Origin of the sequence: Agrobacterium burrii (assembly GCF_017313405.1) — a bacterium.
Lineage (GTDB): Bacteria > Pseudomonadota > Alphaproteobacteria > Rhizobiales > Rhizobiaceae > Agrobacterium > Agrobacterium burrii.
In genome coordinates, this window is the sequence record NZ_JAFLNA010000010.1 from 105,893 (window position 1) to 124,622 (window position 18,730).

The window sequence follows — 18,730 nt, forward strand, 5'->3', positions numbered from 1 at the left end:
AACATCATGAAGGGTTTTCGATTGCGGCGAGCGCGGCGTCAAACTCGTTTCCGTCCCAGTCAGGTCGTATCGCCAGCTGGACAGGATCGAGGGCTTCTTATCTCCGCCTCAAGGGCTTTTCAAGCAAAGCAAAAGCCGATCCGGTACGGTTTTGTACGGGATCGGCTTTTTTGAAGGGCGGAAATGTGGTCAGGCCCAGGGGCGGACCGAGGCGTTTGCCTTCTCGAAAGTGTCGATGGCGCCGGCATGCTCCATGGTCAGGCCAATGTCGTCGAGGCCGTTCAGCATGCAATGGCGTTTGAATTCATCGATTTCGAAGGTGATCGTGCCGCCATCGGGGCCGCTGATTTCCTGGCGTTCCAGATCGATGGACAGAACGGCATTCGATCCGCGCGAGGCGTCATCAAGCAGCTTTTCGAGGTTCTCGGTGCTGACGAGAACAGGCAGGATGCCGTTCTTGAAACAGTTATTGTAAAAAATGTCGGCGAAGCTGGTGGAGATCACGCAGCGGATGCCGAAATCGAGAAGCGCCCATGGCGCGTGTTCGCGCGAGGAGCCGCAGCCGAAATTGTCGCCGGCGACCAGAATCTGAGCGTTCTGGTAAGCGGGCTTGTTCAGCACAAAATCGGGGTTGGGCGAGCCGTCCTCAAGATAACGCGACTCGGCGAAAAGGCCTTTGCCAAGGCCCGTGCGCTTGATGGTCTTCAGATAGTCTTTCGGAATGATCATATCGGTGTCGATATTGACCACCGGCATGGGCGCTGCAACGCCCGTCAGCTTGGTGAATTTTTCCATCTGTCGCTTCCCGTGTTTCCCTTGAACAAATCCGGCGCGGGCAGAGCCTGCCGGATGTTCTTTCTCGGGAAATACTGCAAAACTTAGCGCTTTAGAAGCGCAAACCCGCGTTCTTCGGTACGCCGTGTGTGTCGCAATGGCATTTTGACCGGATCAAACGACCTTAGAGATCGATAATCGTGCCTTTGCCATCGTTCCAGACGCGCATGTCGCGCTGGTTGCGGGGCTTGACCGGAATGGGAGCCGGTTTCAGGCGCGCGGAAAGCATACGGGCAGCACTGAGAACGGCGAGCACGCCGATAAAAGCGACTGTGAGCGACGCCGTGAAAAGAGCGGCCATCGCCAGAATTGCGATGCCGGATGCGGCGATGAAAAATGAACGGATGCCTTGCATGATTCAACCTTTCTTTCCAGACGAATGTGGGCCTTCTTCTTCCGGCTTGCAAGAGGATTCAGTGGATTGTCAGCTTGCAGATGTCACAAAAGCTTGACACAAGTGCGGCATGGTCAATTTTTCCGAAAATATTCTTGTGAGACCGCGCCGTTCGCTGCTGTCGGTTCCGGCCATCAATGTCAGGGCGCTTGAAAAAATCCGCGATCTCGATTGCGACGGCGTGATCCTTGATCTTGAGGATTCAGTCGCGCCCGACATGAAGGGCAAGGCGCGGGAAAATCTCGAAAAACTGTTTTTAGAGGCACCCTTTGCCGGGCGCGAGGTGATTATCCGCATCAACCCGCTCTCCACTCCGGACGGGAAGGCAGATTTGCAGCTCGTGCTGTCCTGCCGGCCGGATGCGGTTCTTCTGCCGAAGGTGGAGCAGCCCGCCGATATCAATGACGTGGCCGACCTTCTGGCGGAGGCGGACGCGCCGCAGGCTATGAAAATCTGGGCTATGATCGAAACGCCGCTCGGTGTCCTCAATGCTGCGTCGATTGCCGATGCCGCCCACACACCGGATGCCCGGCTTGCCGCTTTCGTCATCGGCCTCAACGATCTCCGCAAGGAAACCCGTGTTCCGGCTTTGCCCGGGCGCGCCTATCTCGTGCCCTGGATGATGCAGGTGGTGCTCGCCGCCCGGGCCTACGGGCTGGATGTCATTGACAGCGTCTCCAATGATTTTCGCGATATTGCGGCTTTTCAGGTCGAATGCGAACAGGGTCGCGCCATGGGTTTTGACGGCAAGATGCTGATCCACCCGGCCCAGATCGAGCCGGCCAACCGGCATTTCGGCCCGGATGAGGCGGCGGTTGCGGAAGCCCGCGAGATTATTGCCGCTTTCGCAAAACCGGAATCTGTGGAATTGAACGTCATCAACATGAACGGGCGGATGATCGAACGGCTGCATGTGGTTGAGGCCGAAAGGCTGGTCGCCATGGCCGATATCATCGCCCAAAGAAAGGCAGAAAAGACGTGAAGGTCTATCGTTTCATAACCGGCCCCGATGACTCAAAATTCTGTCACCGGGTCACGGAAGCGCTGAACAAGGGCTGGGAACTTGCCGGCTCTCCGAGCTATGCCTTTAACGCCGCAAGCGGCGTCATGCATTGCGGCCAGGCCGTGACCAAGTCGGTCGAGGGCAAGGAGTACCATCCGGATATGAAGCTCGGCGAGCAATAAGAGCGTTGCCGCCCGGCAGAGTCTGCGGGGCTATCGCTCCGCAGCGGCCTCGTCGGCGCTTTCCTCGATCCGCTCCATGTCGTCATCCGACAGGCCGAAATGATGGCCGATTTCGTGGATGAGAACATGGGTGATGATGTCGCCAAGCGTTTCCTCATTCTCGGCCCAGTAGTCGAGAATGGGGCGGCGATAAAGCGTGATGCGGTTTACCATCTCGCCGGTTTCCATGGTGAAACGCTCGGAGATGCCGCGCCCCTCGAACAATCCGAGAAGATCGAACGGGGTTTCGAGCGCCATGTCCTCGAATACTTCGTCGGTCGGAAAATCCGCGATCTCGATGATGAGATCCTTCGTTAAGGCGCGGAATTCTTCTGGCAGGTGGCCATATGCCTCGATCGCAAGCGACTCGAAGGCGGAAATTGTCGGCGCATGGCGGTCCCGCCAATCGTCGGTCTGGTCTATGCGGGCCATTTCTGCTCCTTGTTGGTAGGCCCATATAAACACTTGCTGCGCAAATTTCGAGACCTGACTGCTGCACCCGCCAAAAAAGCATGAAATTCTTGGCGTTACAGTTACTTTTCAAGCCGTCGTCATCTTGACATAAACTGGCGTCTCGCGTAATCGGCACCCAAATTGATGGCGTAGTCCGCCTTCGATTTATTCCGCCCCTCAAAGGCGGCTTCACCGGCAGACATTCATAGGGACATTCAGTCCCGACGGGTTTCTACCAAATTCCGACTGATAAAAAGACGGCGAGCTTGCTTTGGCGGGCAGAGCCGGAACGAACATGAAAGGATAAAAAATGTTCGCAGTCATCAAGACCGGCGGTAAGCAGTACCGCGTAGCGGCCGACTCCGTGCTGACCATCGAAAAGCTGGAAGCAGAAGCAGGCGCAACTGTAGAATTCACCGAAGTTCTCGTGATCGGCGAAGGTGCCGACGCCGCGTTCGGTGCTCCCTTTGTCAAGGGCGCTATCGTCAAGGCTGAAGTTGTCGAGCACAATCGCGGCAAGAAGGTCATCGCCTTCAAGAAGCGTCGTCGTCAGAACTCCAAGCGTTCGCGCGGCCATCGTCAGCATCACACTGTCGTCCGCATCACGGACATCGTTGCTGCCTGATCGGCGCGACACGGGAAACAAGGTTTAAAGGAGAACTCCAATGGCACACAAAAAAGCTGGCGGTTCCTCGCGTAACGGTCGCGATTCCGAATCCAAGCGCCTTGGCGTGAAGAAGTTCGGCGGCGAAGCCGTCATTCCAGGCAATATTATTCTGCGTCAGCGCGGCACGCAGTGGCATCCGGGCGCCAATGTCGGCATCGGCAAGGACCACACGATTTTTGCGCTGACCGCAGGTAACGTGAACTTCCGCGCGAAGGCCAATGGCCGCGTGTTCGTATCCGTGGCTCCGAAAGCGGAAGCCGCAGAATAAGCCGGTAAGCGTCATATGCAGCCGGTGTCCCATCGACCCGGCTGAGACGTATCAGGTTCAGTCAAGAAAACAGGGGAGATGGGGCACCACCCAACTCCCCTTTTTCTTTTACCTCATGGAGGGACTGAACCATGCAAGCTGAATTGTTAAGGGTAGACCAATCACGGTCACCCGAAGAGCGGCCGAGGCCCGATCGGTCGAGGAGCGATTGCCCCGTTTTACTGTCGCAAAGGCTGGTTTTACGCACGCCTCACGAAGAAGACATCGACGCCCTTGCCCATCTTGCCAACAATGCCAATATCGCGACCATGGTGTCGCGTATGCCGCACCCTTACACGGCCAAAGACGCCGCGGATTTTGTGCGACGCTCCAAAGCTGGCGAGATTGGCAAGTGCGTCTATGCAATTACCCGCATGGACAATGGCGAGTTCCTGGGCTGCTGCGCGCTTGAACCGCAGGAAGATGAAAAGACGCTGGAGATCGGTTACTGGCTGGGGGAACCCTACTGGAACCGGGGCTATATGACGGAAGCGGCGCATGCGCTGATCGACATGGCCTTCCGCACGCGCGAAATCGACCATATCGATGCCCGCTGCCGGGTCACCAACATCCCGTCGCGGCGCGTCATCCAGAAGTGCGGCTTCCAGTTTCAGGGTTCCGGCATGGTCGGCTCGCTGGCGCTGGGCGGCATGGTGCCGGTCGAATGGTACAGGCTGGATCGCAAGACCTGGGTTTCGCTGAAGAGCTGGGGTGACATGGGATGAGCACGCTCGACCTTACCCGCCGCCGGACTGGCGCGACGGCCGCGCCGCCCGGCCCCTGCCCGACCATCGAGACCTCGCGTCTGGTGCTGCGTCCGCAGCGGCTTTCCGATGCCGGCAGCATCGCGGAATCGCTTGGCGATTTTGCCGTGACCAGGATGCTGGCCCGTGTTCCTGCGCCCTATCACAGGCAGGACGCGCTGGAATGGCTGGTGTTGCGCACATCAGGCACCCTGCCCGATTGGGATTTCGCCATCACCAGTGGTGACGATACGCTCATCGGCGTCGTCTCCGTCGAATTGCGGCACGGCGAGTGGCATCTCGGCTACTGGCTGAACCGCTTTTACTGGGGCAAGGGTTACATGACCGAGGCGGTGGCCGCCGTGGTCGAACGGTTTTTCCGCCGCATGCCCGGAGTGGTTGTTCATTCCGGCGTGTTTGCGGATAATCCCGCTTCGCTGCGTGTGCAGGAGAAACTCGGCTTCCGGGTGACCGGCTGCCACCAGATCTACGCCACGGCGCGCGCCGCCATGGTGGCGCATATCGATACGGTGATCACGGCAGAAGATTTCATTCCGCCGCGCCGCTGACAATCAATACAAGGCCGGTTTCATCGTAAACCGGCCTTGTCCCGCTTTGGTGCTTGCTTCACGATAGTCTTTGACGTTGTGGGAAAGCACTTGTATTCGAAACGACAGAACTTTTTACCGCAATGCGTAACGCGATATCGCAAGGCACTTTTGGCCGGCATCGCTTCAGGTTGCGCCACAAGCTGACAGAACGGCAATCCGATGAAATTTCTCGATGAAGCAAAAATCTATATCAAGTCCGGTGACGGCGGCGCAGGCGCCGTGTCCTTCAGGCGCGAAAAATTCATCGAATTCGGCGGACCTGACGGTGGCGATGGCGGCCGCGGCGGCGATGTCTGGGTGGAGGTCGTCAACGGCCTCAACACCCTGATCGACTTTCGTTTCCAGCAGCATTTCAAGGCCTCGATTGGGCAGCATGGCATGGGCAAGACCCGCACGGGTGCCAAGGGTTCCGATGTGGTGCTGAAAGTGCCTGTCGGTACCCAGATTTTCGAGGAAGACAATGAAACGCTGATCATGGACCTCACCAAGGAGGGTCAGCGTTTTCGTCTTGCCGCCGGCGGCAATGGCGGTTTCGGCAATGCCTATTTCAAGTCGTCCACCAATCAGGCGCCAACCCATGCCAATCCGGGCCTTGCCGGTGAAGAAAAGACCCTCTGGTTGCGGCTTAAGCTGATTGCCGATGCCGGTCTTGTCGGTCTGCCGAATGCGGGTAAATCCACGTTCCTCGCGACGGTCACCCGTGCGCGGCCGAAGATCGCCAACTATCCCTTCACCACCCTGCATCCGAACCTCGGCGTCGCCACCATCGATGACCGCGAATACGTGCTGGCCGATATTCCCGGCCTGATCGAAGGCGCGCATGAGGGCGTCGGCATCGGCGACCGGTTCCTCGGCCATGTGGAGCGCACCCGTGTGCTGCTGCATCTCGTCTCAGCACAGGAAGAAAAGGTCGGCAAGGCCTATAAGACTGTCAAGGCCGAACTTGACGCCTATGGCGGCGGGTTGACCGAGAAGCCGGAAATCGTGGCGCTGTCGCAGATCGACGTGCTCGATGAAAAAGAGTTGAAGAAAAAGGCCAAGGAACTGGAAAAGGCCTGTGGCCGTCCGCCGCTGCTGTTATCCGCTGCCGCGCATATCGGCATGACGGAAGCCCTGCGTGCGCTTCGCGACATCATCGTTTCGGCAAGCAATGGCGGAGAAACCGCCCTTCCCGACCGGTCGATGCTGCATGAGGATAGCGAGGCCGAGGAAGAGGACGACCGCCTATGAGCCTGACGCGCAAGCCGCTGGCAAGCCACCACCGGATCGTCATCAAGATCGGGTCGGCGCTGCTGGTGGATCGGAAAACCGGTCTGAAGAAAGACTGGCTGGATGCCATCTGTGAGGATATCGCTGCGCTTAAGAAAAACGGCGCGGATGTCCAGGTCGTGTCTTCGGGCGCTATCGCGCTTGGCCGCACCGTGCTTGGCCTGCCCTCCGGTGCGTTGAAGCTGGAAGAGAGCCAGGCGGCTGCGGCTGTCGGCCAGATCGCGCTGGCGCGGGCATGGTCTGAAAGCCTGTCGCGGCATGAGATCGTCGCCGGTCAGATTCTGCTGACGCTCTCCGATACCGAAGAGCGTCGCCGTTATCTCAATGCGCGCGCCACCATCAATCAGTTGCTGAAGATCGGCGCCATTCCGATCATCAACGAAAATGACACGGTGGCGACCACCGAAATCCGCTATGGCGACAATGACCGTCTGGCCGCACGTGTGGCGACCATGACGGGCGCAGACCTTCTGGTGCTGCTGTCGGACATTGACGGGCTTTATACCGCTCCGCCGCATCTCGATCCGGATGCGAAATTCCTTGAGATGATTGCCGATATTACCCCCGAGATTGAGGCCATGGCAGGCGGTGCAGCTTCCGAGCTTTCGCGCGGCGGCATGCGAACCAAGATCGATGCGGGCAAGATCGCGACTGCTGCCGGTTGCGGCATGATCATCGCCTCCGGCAAGACGCTCAATCCGCTGAAGGCGATCGAAAACGGCGCTCGTTCCTCATGGTTTGCGCCATCGGGCACGCCGGTGACGGCGCGCAAGACCTGGATTGCCGGGCAATTGCAGCCGGCCGGCGAAATCCATGTGGATGCGGGTGCGGAAAAAGCTCTTTATGCCGGAAAAAGCCTGCTTCCCGCCGGTGTGAGGGTGGTGAAGGGCAATTTTGGGCGCGGCGATGCAATCGCCATTATCGGTGTCGAAGGGCGGGAGGTCGCGCGCGGTCTTGCGGGCTACGATGCGGAAGAGGCGCGTCTCATTATCGGCCACAAGTCCAATGAGATCGAGGCTATCCTCGGTTATGTCGGCCGTGCGGCGATGATCCATCGTGACGATCTCGTCATGACCGGCGCTGCCGTCAAAGTGAAACATGCAAAAAAGGATGAGGTCCATGCCTGAACAGGCCGTGAAGCAGAGCCATGATATTGACGCGCTGATGATGACCATCGGCGCTCAGGCAAAAGCTGCTTCGCGACCGTTGTCCATCGCAGGGACGGACCAGAAGAACCGTGCTCTTCTTGCCATGGCCTCCGCTATCGAGGCATCGAGGGATGTGATCCTTGCCGCCAATAAGAAAGATCTGGCGGCGGCGGATACTGCCGGGCTTGCAGCGTCTTTCGTCGACAGGCTCACGCTCAACGAGGCGCGAATTGCCGGCATTGCCGAAGGTATCCGCTCGGTTGCGGCGCTGGCCGATCCGGTTGGCGAAGTTATCGCCGCCTGGGATCGTCCGAATGGGCTGAAGATCGAGCGCGTGCGCACGCCGCTCGGCGTGATCGGTGTTATCTACGAAAGCCGCCCGAATGTGACGGCAGATGCCGGCGCGCTCTGCTTGAAGGCGGGGAATGCCGTTATCCTGCGCGGCGGTTCGGATTCACAACATTCATCGCGCGCTATTCATGCCTGCCTCGTGGAAGGTTTGAAGATTGCCGGTCTGCCCGAACATGCCATCCAGCTGGTGCCGGTGACGGACCGCGCCGCCGTCGGCGCGCTTTTGGGTGGATTGAACGGCACTGTCGATGTGATTGTACCGCGCGGCGGCAAAAGCCTGGTTGCCCGGGTGCAATCGGAAGCGCGCGTGCCGGTCTTTGCGCATCTGGAAGGCATCTGCCATATATATGTCGATGCCTCGGCCGATCTCGATATGGCAAAGCGTATCGTCGTCAATGCCAAGATGCGCCGCACCGGCATTTGTGGCGCGGCCGAAACCCTGCTGGTCGATGCCGCTGCTATTTCCACGCATCTCGCGCCGCTCGTCAATGACTTGATCGCAGCCGGTTGCGAGGTGCGCGGTTCGCAGGCGGTTTGTAATATGGTTGAGGGCCTGAAGGCCGCGACGGAAGAGGACTGGCGCACCGAATACCTCGATGCGATCATTTCGGTTGCCGTGGTGGACGGTATTTCAGGTGCGATCGATCATATCGGCACCTATTCCTCCAACCATACCGAGGCGGTGATCGCTGAAGACCCTCAAGTGGTCGAGCGTTTCTTCAACGAACTCGATTCGGCCATTCTGCTGCATAACGCCTCGACGCAATTTGCCGATGGCGGTGAATTCGGCATGGGTGCGGAAATCGGCATCGCCACCGGTAAGATGCATGCACGCGGCCCCGTCGGCGTCGAGCAGCTCACTTCGTTCAAATACCGTGTGCATGGCACCGGCCAGACACGGACCTGATATTTGCCGACTGAGAAGCGCCTTGACCGACGTTATCTCACCATGCCGCATGCGGAGCGCGGCATGGTCGTCGGCCTGTTCGGCGGCTCTTTCAATCCGCCGCATGCCGGCCATGCGCTGGTGGCCGAGATCGCGCTGCGCCGCTTGGGTCTCGACCAGCTCTGGTGGATGGTCACGCCCGGCAATCCGCTGAAAAGCCGCTCAGAACTGGCATCTCTGGAGGACCGCATCGCTGCCTGCGAAAAGCTTGTCAGCGATCCGCGCATCAAGGTAACGGCCTTCGAAAAATCACTTGGCATCAGCTATACGGCCAATACGCTTGCCAAGGTGAAGGCGAAAAATCCGCATGTTCGCTTCATCTGGATCATGGGGGCCGACAATCTGAAAAGCTTCCACCGCTGGCAGAAATGGCGAGAGATCGCCGAGACCTTTCCGATTGCGGTGATCGACCGGCCGGGTTCCACCCTGTCCTATCTTTCTTCCACCATGGCGCAGGCTTTCAGCCAGGCGCGGATAGACGAGGACGATGCGGGGGTTTTATGGAAAAAACGGGCTCCCGCCTGGGTCTTCATCCACGGTCCGCGTTCGACGCTCAGCTCCACGGCACTGCGCAATAATCACAAATGATGTATGCGGCGGTCGTTGAAGGCTCCATATCTTGAAAAGTTAATGCTTTGATGCCACCTTTATAAAGCGATGCAGAGAATCGCGTCGCCCAGTATCTGTTTTGTCATTCTTGGAAAGGGAAAACCTCTGACAACAGTACACAGCAAGGGAAAAGCATTTGTTGCTATCCCGAAGGGCCAGGACAGTGGCGACGATGCCGCCGATCACGCCCTCGAAACCGTCCTCGCGAGCCTCGAGGACTCCAAGGCTGAAGATATCGTATCTCTCAACATTGCCGGAAAATCGGCGCTTGCAGACTATATGGTTGTAGTCTCCGGGCGATCGAACAGGCATGTCTCGGCGATCTGCGAGCATCTTCTCAAGGATATGAAGGATGAGGGGTTCGGCAACGCCCGCGTCGAAGGTCTGGAGACCGGCGACTGGGTGCTGATCGATGCCGGCGATGTCATCGTTCATGTGTTCCGTCCGGAAATCCGCGCCTTCTACAATATTGAAAAAATGTGGGCGACGCCGGAAATGTCGGAAGAAACGCTGCATTGATGCGGTGCCTTTGATCGAGTGCATCGTGTTTGCCGGAGGCACTCTGCCTTCGGAACGATGTCTCTGGCCGGAAATCGAACCGGCCGCATAGGAATCCGCAAGCTATGCTGTTAAGAGCGTGACCCTGTTTGTCACGACAGTCACAGGTTTGCGATGCGGATTTCGATTTTTGCGGTGGGACGGCTTAAATCCGGCCCTGAAAAGGATCTTGCGACCCGTTATATCGAGCGTCTTGCCAAGACCGGCCCGGCAATCGGGCTGGAGTTTTCGCGGGTGATCGAAGTGGCGGAGAGCCGAGCGTCGAATGCCGAGACACGCAAGCGCGAAGAAGCGGCGATGCTGGAAAAGCATCTGGCCGACGGTGCGGTGCTGGTGCTTCTCGACGAGCGCGGCAAGGCGCTGGACAGTCCGGCTTTTGCCACGTTTTTTGGCGACCTGCGCGATAGCGGCAAGCGCGACCTCATCATTGCCATTGGCGGGGCAGACGGTCTCGACCCCGCGCTTTACGACAGGGCGGCGGCCGTTCTCAATCTTGGCAAGCTTACATGGCCGCATCAGATCGTTCGCATCCTGATCGCCGAACAGCTTTACCGCGCCGTCACCATTCTTTCCGGTCACCCGTATCATCGGGTTTGAGCGGGTTTTTGGTGTAAAAATCGTCTCAATTTCAACATGAAGCTCCGCGACACGAAAAGGCGCAGACGCCTTTGCCGGCGTCCTCTTTCAGGCCTCTTGGAAGATCGCAGCAAAATCCCTAATATCAGTGCTTCTGCTTCGGCATCAAAGAAAGTTCAAATGGACAAGAGGTCTCAACGAAAACAGCGCGCTGCCCTTGCGGGTGCGGTTATTGCTGCTTTCGTCATTGGGGCCGGTCCAGGCTATTCGCGAGACGATGCGGGCGCGGCTCCGGCCGAGAACGGCGATTCATCGCCGGACGAGCTGCAGACACTGGAAAACCGTCGTGACCAGAACCGCCAGGATCTGGAGGAATTGGTCGACAGTATCGGCCTTTCGGAGGACAAGACCCGCAATCTTGAGGAAAGCATTGCTTCCCTCAATCAGGACAGCGCCCGTATCCGGGAAGAGCTGATCGCATCTGCTGCCCGGCGCAAGGCATTGGAAACCAAGATCAGCGACGGTGAGGATCGCCTCGCCAAACTTTCCGTTCGAGAGGACGGCGTCAAAGCGTCGTTACGTGAAAGGCGCGGGGTGCTGGCGGAGGTTCTGGCCGCATTGCAGCGCATGGGTAGAAACCCGCCACCTGCCCTTCTCGTTTCGCCGGAGGATGCACTTGCCTCCGTGCGCAGCGCCATTCTTCTTGGCGCCGTCGTTCCGGGTATTCGCGGTGAAACCGACAAGCTGGTTTCCGCTCTCAAAGAATTGACTGATCTGAGGCAGGCAATCGCTCGCGAAAAGGACGATCTTACGGGTATGATGACGGCAAGTCTAGAAGAGGAAAAACGCCTCGACCTGCTGCTTGCCGAAAATGACCGTAGAAATACACAGACGGCGGCTGAGCTGGAGGCGGAACGCAAGCGATCCGAGGAGCTTGCGGGCAAGGCAACCAGTCTTGAAGGTCTGGTCAGCTCGCTCGAAGGCGAGATTACCTCAGTGCGGGAAGCAATGGAAAGGGCGCGGGCGGAAGAGCAGCGTGTGGCCCGTCTTTCGGAAGCAGAACGTGAAAAGGAGCGTGCCGCAGCGGCTGCTGGAATGCCCGATAAAAACCGCATTGCGCCCGCATATCCCTTCGCGAGTTTGAAGGGTAAGCTGGAGGTTCCGGTTGCGGGCGAGGTGCTGCGGCGCTTTGGCGATGCTGACGGTACTGGCCACTTTTCCAAGGGAATTGTCGTCGCGAGCGGACCGGAAGCCATCGTGACGGCGCCTGCAGACGGCTTTGTGGTGTTTGCCGGAGATTTTCGCAGTTACGGCCGGATGATCATCCTCAATACGGGTGATGGATATCACGTGGTGATGACGGGCATGGACAATGTGAGGACACGACAGGGAATGTTTGTGTTCTCCGGAGAGCCTATCGCCTCCATGGGTGCAAAAAGAGTAGCGAGTGCAGCAGCATTGGCGCTGGAAACCGACCGGCCAACGCTCTACATTGAGTTCAGGAAAGATGGTGTGCCGGTTGATTCCCAACCTTGGTGGACCGCAAAAAATACCGGAAGGGCGCACAATGATTCGTAAGGTTTCGCTTCTCCTTATCGGTGGGCTTATGGGCGCCACGGCGATGAGCGTGATTTATTCGGCGAGCATGCCGGCACAGGCGGCCGGGCCTTCGACCTATAAGGAGTTGTCGATATTCGGCGACGTGTTCGAGCGCGTGCGCGCGCAATATGTGACGCCGCCGGATGACGAAAAGCTGGTGGAAAATGCCATTAACGGCATGCTCAGCTCGCTCGATCCGCATTCCAGCTTCATGAATGCCAAGGATGCCACCGACATGCGCACCCAGACCAAGGGTGAGTTCGGCGGTCTCGGCATCGAAGTGACCATGGAAAACGAACTGGTCAAGGTCATCTCGCCGATGGATGATACGCCGGCTTCCCGCGCGGGTATTCTTGCTGGCGACTTCATTTCGGAAATTGACGGTACACCGGTTCGCGGCCTCAAGCTGGAGCAGGCTGTCGAAAAGATGCGCGGTGCGGTCAAGACGCCGATCAAGCTCACGGTTATTCGCCAGGGTGCCGACAAGCCGCTCGACATCACCGTTGTGCGCGATGTCATTGCCGTTCGCGCAGTCAAGTCCCGCGTCGAGGGCGACAATGTCGGTTATCTGCGCGTCATCTCCTTTACCGAGAAGACCTATGACGATCTCGAAAAGGCGATCAAGAAGATCAAGGCGGACGTACCGGCAGACAAGCTGAAGGGTTACGTTCTCGATCTGCGCCTCAACCCCGGCGGTCTGCTCGATCAGGCGATCAATGTCTCCGATGCCTTCCTTGAGCGCGGCGAAGTCGTTTCGACCCGCGGCCGCAATCCGGATGAGACCCGCCGCTTCAACGCGACAGCCGGCGATCTGACCGACGGCAAACCGGTGATCGTGCTCGTCAATGGCGGTTCGGCCTCGGCCTCGGAAATCGTTGCAGGTGCGCTGCAGGATCTGCGTCGTGCCACCGTTGTCGGCACGCGTTCCTTTGGCAAGGGTTCCGTCCAGACGATCATTCCGCTCGGCGAGGCCGGTGCGTTGCGTCTGACCACGGCGCTTTATTACACGCCGTCTGGCAAATCGATCCAGGGCACGGGCATCGCGCCTGACATCAAGGTGGAACAGCCGTTGCCGCCGGAATTGCAGGGTAAGGTGACCACCGAAGGCGAATCCGGTCTTTCCGGCCACATCAAGGGCCAGAGCGAAACCGACGAAGGATCGGGTTCCTCCGCCTATGTTCCGCCGGAAGCCAAGGACGATATCCAGCTCAATTATGCGCTGGATCTGCTGCGCGGCAGCAAGACCGATCCGTCTTTCCCGCCGAACCCGGACAAGGCTGTGGTCAACAAGCAGTAAGATAGATGCGCCGGCCATCCGGCGCATTTTTTCGATTGCTTAAAGCGGGTCGCGATTTCCAGATTCGCTGCTTTTGCTTTAAGTCCCTGTTTTTTTGCATGTCTTTAGCGCAAACCGCCGCGTAGTTTTGCGTGACATGCCTTGACCGTTTGGACGGACCGTTCATTGCCTTCGGACCTGCGAAAACCGCTTCTGGGTCGTCAGAAAAAAAGCGTCGGTATCAACCGGCGCTTTTCCGTCATTATGGTTTTGTCCGTGCTTGTGGTTTTCTCAATCGGCGGGCTCTCCGTCTATACGGCGCTTTCGCCAGGCAACCTGCAGAAGACGGCGTTGGGGCCAGATGTTGAGCTACAGCGGCCCCAAAGCACGCCTGAAACGGCGGCCGTCGATGGGGTCGGTTCTGCTGGGACGGCCGGCCTGAAACCGGAAAGCGGCCGCTCCGGCGCCAATATCAACCGGGAAACCATGCCGGACGGCAATGTCGTATCGGTCTATTCTCCGAGGCCCCGCGATGCCAACGGGCCGGTGCTGATGAGTGGCCAGACCTATGGTCAGGACCCGCGCATGGCCACTCGTCCCAATGAAGAGTTGCTGGAAGAGTCCGCTTTCGGAAGGCTGCCGGTCGTTGGCACCGATGGCCTGCGGCCAATGGAGCAATATGCGAGGCCCTGGTCGGGCGCGCGTGGTATCCGGGTGGCGATTGTCGTCGGTGGTCTCGGCCTCAGTCAGACGGGTTCGCAAAAGGCGATCCGGGATCTGCCGCCGGAGGTGACGCTTGGTTTTGCCGCAAGCGGCAATAGCCTGCAGCGCTGGATGCAGGAAGGGCGTCGCGAGGGCCATGAAATCCTTCTGCAGATACCGCTGGAGCCTTTCGGTTATCCCGGCACCAATCCCGGACCGGACACGCTGCTGGCTGGCGATCCTGCAAAGGTCAACATCGACCGGCTGCATCGCTCCATGGCGAAAATCACCAATTATACCGGCATCATGAACTATCTTGGCGGGCGTTTCCTCGCCGAACAGGCGGCGCTGGAGCCGGTGATGCGCGATATCGGCAAGCGCGGGTTGCTGTTTCTGGATGATGCTTCATCGGCACAGTCGTTGAGCGGCGGAATTGCCAAGGCGATCTCCGCGCCGCAGGGTTTTGCCGATGTTCTGCTTGATGGCGAAGTGACTGAAAGCGCCATCCTGCGCAAGCTGGATGAGCTGGAGCGAATTGCACGCCGCAACGGTCAGGCGATTGGTGTGGCTTCGGCTTTCGACGAAAGCATCGCCGCGATTTCCAAATGGTCGCGGGAATCCGGTGGGCGCGGTATCGAGATCGTTGGCGTTTCTGCGCTTGTTTCACAGCAGGCGGGGCAGTAAACCTTCTGCACGGCTATTTCATGCGCCTTTGCGGCGCTCAGCAATGCGGGTTCCCCATGACAATCAAAGCAGAAGATTTGCCTTATCGCCCCTGTGCGGGAATAATGGTTCTCAACGCCGAAGGCCTTGTCTGGGCCGGTCGACGCATCAGCGAAGGTAATTCCGAATATGACGGCTCACCGCAATTGTGGCAGATGCCGCAGGGCGGTATCGATGATGGCGAGCGGCCTTTGACGGCCGCCATTCGTGAGCTTTACGAAGAAACCGGAATGAAGACGGTGACTTTGCTTGCGGAAGCGAGTGACTGGATCAACTACGATCTGCCGCCCGAACTGATCGGCATCGGTCTAAGGGGAAAATATCGCGGGCAGGCGCAGCGCTGGTTCGCTTTCCGCTTCGAAGGCGATGAAAGTGAAATCCAGATCGACCCGCCGCCAACGGGCCACACGGCTGAATTTGATGCCTGGGGCTGGAAGCCGATGGAAAGCCTTCCGGATTTGATCGTGCCATTCAAGCGCGCGGTCTACGAGCAGGTGGTCGCAGAGTTCCGGCACCTCTCCGGCAAGTAAATAAAAAGGCGGCCATGGGCCGCCTTTTCTTTATCCAATGTCGAAAGCTTATTCCGCTTCGTTGGCGGAATCGGCGTTGAGCTGACCATATTTTTCCACGCCGATCTTGCCGAGCAGATCGAGCTGGGTTTCGAGGAAGTCGATATGGCCTTCTTCGTCGATCAGCAGGGCTTCAAACAGCTTCATGGAGACGTAGTCTCCGGCCTCGGAACAGATGTCACGCGACTTCTTGTAAGAGGTCCGGGCGTCGTATTCGCCCGCGAGATCAGCTTCCAGCACTTCCTTGACATTCTGGCCGATGCGCAGCGGAGCCAGCGTCTGAAGGTTGGGATGACCTTCGAGGAAGATGATACGATCAATGATCTTGTCGGCGTGCTGCATCTCTTCGATGGATTCAGCGCGCTCCTTCTTTGCGAGCTTTGTATAGCCCCAGTCGTTCAGCAGCCGGTAATGAAGCCAATATTGGTTCACCGCACCGAGTTCGAGAAAAAGGGCCTCGTTAAGCCGCTCGATGACTTTTTTGTCGCCTTTCAATGTCCGCTCTCCTGTTCTCTTCATGGAATCGCTTCAAGCGGGACATAAAATCAAAAACATCGGCCTCAGTCGAGTGGCGACGGGCGTGATATTCTTCGGTGGTTTTGATGATCAGGTCGACAACGGTCGGAAAACAGCCGCAACAGCGACCACGTTTTTCCATGGCGTGATACACTTTCGCAGGAACGATCAGCTGCCAACAGTCCTCGTCGAGGAGTTCGTTGATGACGTCCCGGATATCGTGATCGGTGATGTAATTGCAGCTGCAAACCAGCATGATGGACTGCCTGTATGACGCAACACGTTGTTTTCATTCTTAAACCAAAACAGGACACCAAATGTCAAGAAAAACCTCCTTTTGAATCGGAGCGGAATTTCTAGATTCATTCTAAACTATACAAAAACTATCGTATTTTCATTGGTTTAGCGCGCCATACTTTCCAGTGTTTCGTGCTCAAGTTTTTGTGCGCGGCAAAATTTCCAGAGTAATTATCACGAAAAGTTTACTGATTTAGCTGCCGCCAAACTCAGGAGCAGCCGATCTCAGGCGAAATATTGCCCGCCATTGGCCGTCATGGTGGAGCCTGTGATGAAACCGGCCTCGTCGGAAACGAGAAACAGGACACAACGGGCGATTTCTTCCGGTTCGCCCAGCCGCCCGACCGGAATTTGCGGGACGATCCGTTCGGCAAGCACTTTTTCCGGTATCGCTCTCACCATCTCCGTGCCGATATAGCCGGGGCAGATGGCGTTGACGGTGATGTTGCGGCTGGCGCCTTCCTGGGCGAGCGCCTTGGTGAAGCCGATATCGCCTGCCTTCGAGGCGGAATAGTTGGCCTGCCCCGCCTGTCCCTTCTGGCCATTGATCGAGGAAATATTGACGATGCGGCCGAAACCGCGATCCCGCATGCCCGGCCAGACGGGATGCGTCATGTTGAAGACGCCGGTGAGGTTGGTGTCGATCACCTCGCGCCATTGCTGCGGCGACATCTTGTGAAACATCGCATCGCGGGTGATGCCGGCATTGTTGACGAGGACCTCGACGGGACCGAAGGCCTCTTCCACCTTTGCAATACCGTCGACGCAGGCGTCGTAGTCGCGAACGTCCCACTGAAAAGCAGGGATGCCGGTTTCTTTCTGAAAGGCTTCAGCCCTGTCAGTCGTGAAAGCATAGTTGACGGCTACCCGGTAGCCGGCTGCCTGCAAGGCGCGGGCAATTGCGGCGCCTATGCCGCTCGTCCCGCCGGAAATCAACGCAACCCGGCTCATATCGGCCTCCATGTCCTGAACTGCTTTTGCCGTGCTCAACGGCCACAGAAATACGGCCAATGGGAGGCTGCTTCTACCCTATTGTTCGCCGAACAGGAATTGATTTTTGGAAAGCCACGCAGCCGTTTCAGAGCGCCTCAATGCACATGGCGACGCCCATGCCTCCGCCGATGCAGAGTGTTGCTAGGCCCTTGGACACGTTGCGGCGTCGCATCTCGAAAATCAGCGTATTCAGGACGCGTGCGCCGGAAGCGCCGATCGGGTGGCCGATGGCGATTGCACCACCGTTGACGTTGACGATATCAGGATCAAGGCCCAGTTCGCGCACGACCGCACAAGATTGGGCGGCAAAGGCTTCATTGGCCTCGACAAGACCAATATCGTTGATCGACCAGCCGGCCTTGGCCAGCGCCTTTCGGGAGGCGGGGATGGGGCCGGTGCCCATGATCTGCGGATCGACGCCCGCCGTCGCCCAGGAGGCGATACGCGCCAGCGGCTTGATGCCGCGCTTTGCCGCTTCCTGCTCCGACATCAAAAGTGTGGCGGCTGCGCCATCATTCAGGCCGGAGGCATTGCCTGCTGTCACCGTGCCTTCCTTGTCGAAGGCGGGGCGAAGCTTTGCCATGGTTTCCAGCGAAGCGCCGGCGCGGATATGTTCGTCTGCATCAATGACGGTATCGGCCTTGCGGCCTTTGACCGTGAAGGCGACGATTTCATCGGCGAAACGGCCGGCATTCTGTGCCGCTTCGGCCTTGTTTTGCGATGCGACAGCAAATTGATCCTGTTCATCGCGGGAAAGCTGCCATTGGCGGGCGATGTTTTCGGCGGTGATACCCATGTGATAGCCATAGAATGCGTCGGTCAGGCCGTCCTTCAGCATGGTGTCGATCATCTTGAAATCACCCATTTTCACGCCGCCGCGCAAATGTGCGCAATGGGGCGCCATGGACATGGATTCCTGACCGCCGGCGATGATAATGGCCGCATCGCCGGTAACGATCTGCTGCATGCCGAGGGCGACGGCGCGCAGGCCGGAGCCGCAGAGCTGGTTGAGACCGAAGGCGGTCGCCTCCTGCGGAATGCCGGCTTTCATGGCCGCCTGCCGGGCCGGGTTCTGCCCTTCGCCAGCCGTCAGCACCTGACCAAGAATGACTTCATCGACTTCGCTTGCCGCAACACCCGCGCGTTCCAGCACGGCATTGATGACGGTTGCCCCCAGCTCGTGGGCGGGTGTGTTGGCGAAGTGGCCATTGAAGGAACCGACAGCAGTGCGCGCGGCGCTGGCAATCACGATTGAAGGCAGGGTCATCTCTATTCTCCTCACATGCGGGCGGAGACTGGCAAAGCTTTCAATACAAGTCAAATGCCGAAAGTTGCTTTAAAAGATGTTGCTAAATCACTTGGGAA

General features: G+C 58.3%; 23 protein-coding genes. 16 read left to right on the forward strand and 7 right to left on the reverse strand.

Annotated features, from left to right (window positions below; genetic code table 11):
* Positions 1 to 189 precede the first annotated feature (189 nt).
* Positions 190 to 795, reverse strand: coding sequence for a 3-isopropylmalate dehydratase small subunit (gene leuD / locus JZX89_RS18565; protein WP_207134984.1), 606 nt, complete (start codon positions 793 to 795; stop codon positions 190 to 192).
* Positions 796 to 958: 163 nt separating this feature from the next.
* A complete protein-coding gene (locus JZX89_RS18570) occupies positions 959 to 1,189 on the reverse strand; it encodes a hypothetical protein (RefSeq protein WP_065114389.1) in 231 nt (76 codons plus the stop codon).
* 109 nt (positions 1,190 to 1,298) lie between these two features.
* Here JZX89_RS18570 and JZX89_RS18575 point away from each other — a divergent pair, with 109 nt between their 5' ends.
* Both JZX89_RS18575 and JZX89_RS18580 read left to right on the forward strand, forming a co-directional pair.
* Entirely contained in the window at positions 1,299 to 2,210 is a 912-nt protein-coding gene (locus JZX89_RS18575) for an HpcH/HpaI aldolase/citrate lyase family protein (RefSeq protein ID WP_153515445.1), read from the forward strand.
* The gene (locus JZX89_RS18580; protein ID WP_149900395.1) at positions 2,207 to 2,413 is read left to right on the forward strand and encodes a DUF1737 domain-containing protein; all 207 of its coding nucleotides are present in this window, start codon (positions 2,207 to 2,209) and stop codon (positions 2,411 to 2,413) included. Before JZX89_RS18575 ends, JZX89_RS18580 begins: the two co-directional genes overlap by 4 nt.
* A 30-nt stretch (positions 2,414 to 2,443) precedes the next feature.
* Here the strand turns inward: JZX89_RS18580 and JZX89_RS18585 are convergent, their stop codons facing one another.
* Positions 2,444 to 2,884 (reverse strand): metallopeptidase family protein, encoded by a 441-nt coding sequence (locus tag JZX89_RS18585; RefSeq protein ID WP_046799659.1) that lies wholly within the window; start codon positions 2,882 to 2,884, stop codon positions 2,444 to 2,446.
* Positions 2,885 to 3,215: 331 nt separating this feature from the next.
* On the opposite strand from JZX89_RS18585, the gene rplU reads away from it, so the two are divergent.
* From rplU to JZX89_RS18655, 14 genes are all read left to right on the forward strand, one after another.
* A complete protein-coding gene (rplU, locus tag JZX89_RS18590; protein ID WP_149900396.1) occupies positions 3,216 to 3,530 on the forward strand; it encodes a 50S ribosomal protein L21 in 315 nt (104 codons plus the stop codon).
* 40 nt (positions 3,531 to 3,570) lie between these two features.
* A complete protein-coding gene (gene rpmA, locus JZX89_RS18595; RefSeq protein ID WP_149900397.1) occupies positions 3,571 to 3,840 on the forward strand; it encodes a 50S ribosomal protein L27 in 270 nt (89 codons plus the stop codon).
* A 131-nt stretch (positions 3,841 to 3,971) separates the two neighbouring features.
* Positions 3,972 to 4,604: a GNAT family N-acetyltransferase gene (locus JZX89_RS18600; protein WP_149900398.1), complete on the forward strand. Its 633-nt coding sequence runs from the start codon at positions 3,972 to 3,974 to the stop codon at positions 4,602 to 4,604.
* The gene (locus JZX89_RS18605; RefSeq protein WP_149900399.1) at positions 4,601 to 5,191 is read left to right on the forward strand and encodes a GNAT family N-acetyltransferase; all 591 of its coding nucleotides are present in this window, start codon (positions 4,601 to 4,603) and stop codon (positions 5,189 to 5,191) included. Before JZX89_RS18600 ends, JZX89_RS18605 begins: the two co-directional genes overlap by 4 nt.
* Before the next feature lie 201 nt (positions 5,192 to 5,392).
* Positions 5,393 to 6,463, forward strand: coding sequence for a GTPase ObgE (obgE, locus tag JZX89_RS18610; RefSeq protein WP_149900400.1), 1,071 nt, complete (start codon positions 5,393 to 5,395; stop codon positions 6,461 to 6,463).
* Complete coding sequence (gene proB / locus JZX89_RS18615) at positions 6,460 to 7,629, forward strand: glutamate 5-kinase (RefSeq protein ID WP_207134985.1); 1,170 nt, start codon at positions 6,460 to 6,462, stop codon at positions 7,627 to 7,629. Before obgE ends, proB begins: the two co-directional genes overlap by 4 nt.
* Complete coding sequence (locus JZX89_RS18620) at positions 7,622 to 8,908, forward strand: glutamate-5-semialdehyde dehydrogenase (protein ID WP_207134986.1); 1,287 nt, start codon at positions 7,622 to 7,624, stop codon at positions 8,906 to 8,908. The genes proB and JZX89_RS18620 overlap by 8 nt, the downstream gene beginning before the upstream one ends.
* Positions 8,909 to 8,911: 3 nt before the next feature.
* Positions 8,912 to 9,535 (forward strand): nicotinate-nucleotide adenylyltransferase, encoded by a 624-nt coding sequence (locus JZX89_RS18625; protein WP_188356085.1) that lies wholly within the window; start codon positions 8,912 to 8,914, stop codon positions 9,533 to 9,535.
* 69 nt (positions 9,536 to 9,604) lie between these two features.
* Positions 9,605 to 10,075 (forward strand): ribosome silencing factor, encoded by a 471-nt coding sequence (gene rsfS / locus JZX89_RS18630; protein ID WP_207134987.1) that lies wholly within the window; start codon positions 9,605 to 9,607, stop codon positions 10,073 to 10,075.
* Between the two features lie 153 nt (positions 10,076 to 10,228).
* Positions 10,229 to 10,711: a 23S rRNA (pseudouridine(1915)-N(3))-methyltransferase RlmH gene (gene rlmH, locus JZX89_RS18635; protein ID WP_149900403.1), complete on the forward strand. Its 483-nt coding sequence runs from the start codon at positions 10,229 to 10,231 to the stop codon at positions 10,709 to 10,711.
* A gap of 159 nt (positions 10,712 to 10,870) precedes the next feature.
* The gene (locus JZX89_RS18640; RefSeq protein WP_149900404.1) at positions 10,871 to 12,268 is read left to right on the forward strand and encodes a murein hydrolase activator EnvC family protein; all 1,398 of its coding nucleotides are present in this window, start codon (positions 10,871 to 10,873) and stop codon (positions 12,266 to 12,268) included.
* Positions 12,258 to 13,586, forward strand: a complete 1,329-nt coding sequence (locus JZX89_RS18645; protein WP_153515449.1) for a S41 family peptidase — start codon at positions 12,258 to 12,260, stop codon at positions 13,584 to 13,586. The genes JZX89_RS18640 and JZX89_RS18645 overlap by 11 nt, the downstream gene beginning before the upstream one ends.
* Positions 13,587 to 13,751: 165 nt before the next feature.
* Positions 13,752 to 14,951: a divergent polysaccharide deacetylase family protein gene (locus JZX89_RS18650; RefSeq protein WP_207135048.1), complete on the forward strand. Its 1,200-nt coding sequence runs from the start codon at positions 13,752 to 13,754 to the stop codon at positions 14,949 to 14,951.
* Between the two features lie 56 nt (positions 14,952 to 15,007).
* Positions 15,008 to 15,520 (forward strand): RNA pyrophosphohydrolase, encoded by a 513-nt coding sequence (locus JZX89_RS18655; protein ID WP_153515450.1) that lies wholly within the window; start codon positions 15,008 to 15,010, stop codon positions 15,518 to 15,520.
* A 48-nt stretch (positions 15,521 to 15,568) separates the two neighbouring features.
* Here the strand turns inward: JZX89_RS18655 and bfr are convergent, their stop codons facing one another.
* From bfr to JZX89_RS18675, 4 genes are all read right to left on the reverse strand, one after another.
* A complete protein-coding gene (bfr, locus tag JZX89_RS18660) occupies positions 15,569 to 16,054 on the reverse strand; it encodes a bacterioferritin (RefSeq protein WP_046799648.1) in 486 nt (161 codons plus the stop codon).
* Positions 16,020 to 16,331, reverse strand: coding sequence for a (2Fe-2S)-binding protein (locus JZX89_RS18665; protein ID WP_080600126.1), 312 nt, complete (start codon positions 16,329 to 16,331; stop codon positions 16,020 to 16,022). The genes bfr and JZX89_RS18665 overlap by 35 nt, the downstream gene beginning before the upstream one ends.
* 266 nt (positions 16,332 to 16,597) lie before the next feature.
* Entirely contained in the window at positions 16,598 to 17,323 is a 726-nt protein-coding gene (phbB, locus tag JZX89_RS18670; protein ID WP_207134988.1) for an acetoacetyl-CoA reductase, read from the reverse strand.
* A 127-nt stretch (positions 17,324 to 17,450) separates the two neighbouring features.
* Positions 17,451 to 18,632 carry an acetyl-CoA C-acetyltransferase gene (locus JZX89_RS18675; RefSeq protein ID WP_207134989.1) on the reverse strand — a complete coding sequence of 394 codons (1,182 nt, stop codon included), beginning with the start codon at positions 18,630 to 18,632 and terminating at the stop codon, positions 17,451 to 17,453.
* Positions 18,633 to 18,730 lie beyond the last annotated feature (98 nt).

Excerpts from the sequence above, each read along its gene's own strand:
- JZX89_RS18645 (WP_153515449.1), top strand. The coding sequence starts at position 12,258 with ATGATTCGTAAGGTTTCGCTTCTCCTTATCGGTGGGCTTATGGGCGCC.
- JZX89_RS18600 (WP_149900398.1), top strand. The coding sequence starts at position 3,972 with ATGCAAGCTGAATTGTTAAGGGTAGACCAATCACGGTCACCCGAAGAG.
- JZX89_RS18575 (WP_153515445.1), top strand. The coding sequence starts at position 1,299 with ATGGTCAATTTTTCCGAAAATATTCTTGTGAGACCGCGCCGTTCGCTG.
- obgE (WP_149900400.1), top strand. The coding sequence starts at position 5,393 with ATGAAATTTCTCGATGAAGCAAAAATCTATATCAAGTCCGGTGACGGC.
- rpmA (WP_149900397.1), top strand. The coding sequence starts at position 3,571 with ATGGCACACAAAAAAGCTGGCGGTTCCTCGCGTAACGGTCGCGATTCC.
- rplU (WP_149900396.1), top strand. The coding sequence starts at position 3,216 with ATGTTCGCAGTCATCAAGACCGGCGGTAAGCAGTACCGCGTAGCGGCC.
- JZX89_RS18570 (WP_065114389.1), bottom strand. The coding sequence starts at position 1,189 with ATGCAAGGCATCCGTTCATTTTTCATCGCCGCATCCGGCATCGCAATT.
- rlmH (WP_149900403.1), top strand. The coding sequence starts at position 10,229 with ATGCGGATTTCGATTTTTGCGGTGGGACGGCTTAAATCCGGCCCTGAA.
- rsfS (WP_207134987.1), top strand. The coding sequence starts at position 9,605 with ATGCAGAGAATCGCGTCGCCCAGTATCTGTTTTGTCATTCTTGGAAAG.
- JZX89_RS18605 (WP_149900399.1), top strand. The coding sequence starts at position 4,601 with ATGAGCACGCTCGACCTTACCCGCCGCCGGACTGGCGCGACGGCCGCG.
- JZX89_RS18655 (WP_153515450.1), top strand. The coding sequence starts at position 15,008 with ATGACAATCAAAGCAGAAGATTTGCCTTATCGCCCCTGTGCGGGAATA.
- proB (WP_207134985.1), top strand. The coding sequence starts at position 6,460 with ATGAGCCTGACGCGCAAGCCGCTGGCAAGCCACCACCGGATCGTCATC.
- JZX89_RS18620 (WP_207134986.1), top strand. The coding sequence starts at position 7,622 with ATGCCTGAACAGGCCGTGAAGCAGAGCCATGATATTGACGCGCTGATG.
- leuD (WP_207134984.1), bottom strand. The coding sequence starts at position 795 with ATGGAAAAATTCACCAAGCTGACGGGCGTTGCAGCGCCCATGCCGGTG.
- JZX89_RS18585 (WP_046799659.1), bottom strand. The coding sequence starts at position 2,884 with ATGGCCCGCATAGACCAGACCGACGATTGGCGGGACCGCCATGCGCCG.
- JZX89_RS18640 (WP_149900404.1), top strand. The coding sequence starts at position 10,871 with ATGGACAAGAGGTCTCAACGAAAACAGCGCGCTGCCCTTGCGGGTGCG.
- JZX89_RS18665 (WP_080600126.1), bottom strand. The coding sequence starts at position 16,331 with ATGCTGGTTTGCAGCTGCAATTACATCACCGATCACGATATCCGGGAC.
- JZX89_RS18675 (WP_207134989.1), bottom strand. The coding sequence starts at position 18,632 with ATGACCCTGCCTTCAATCGTGATTGCCAGCGCCGCGCGCACTGCTGTC.
- phbB (WP_207134988.1), bottom strand. The coding sequence starts at position 17,323 with ATGAGCCGGGTTGCGTTGATTTCCGGCGGGACGAGCGGCATAGGCGCC.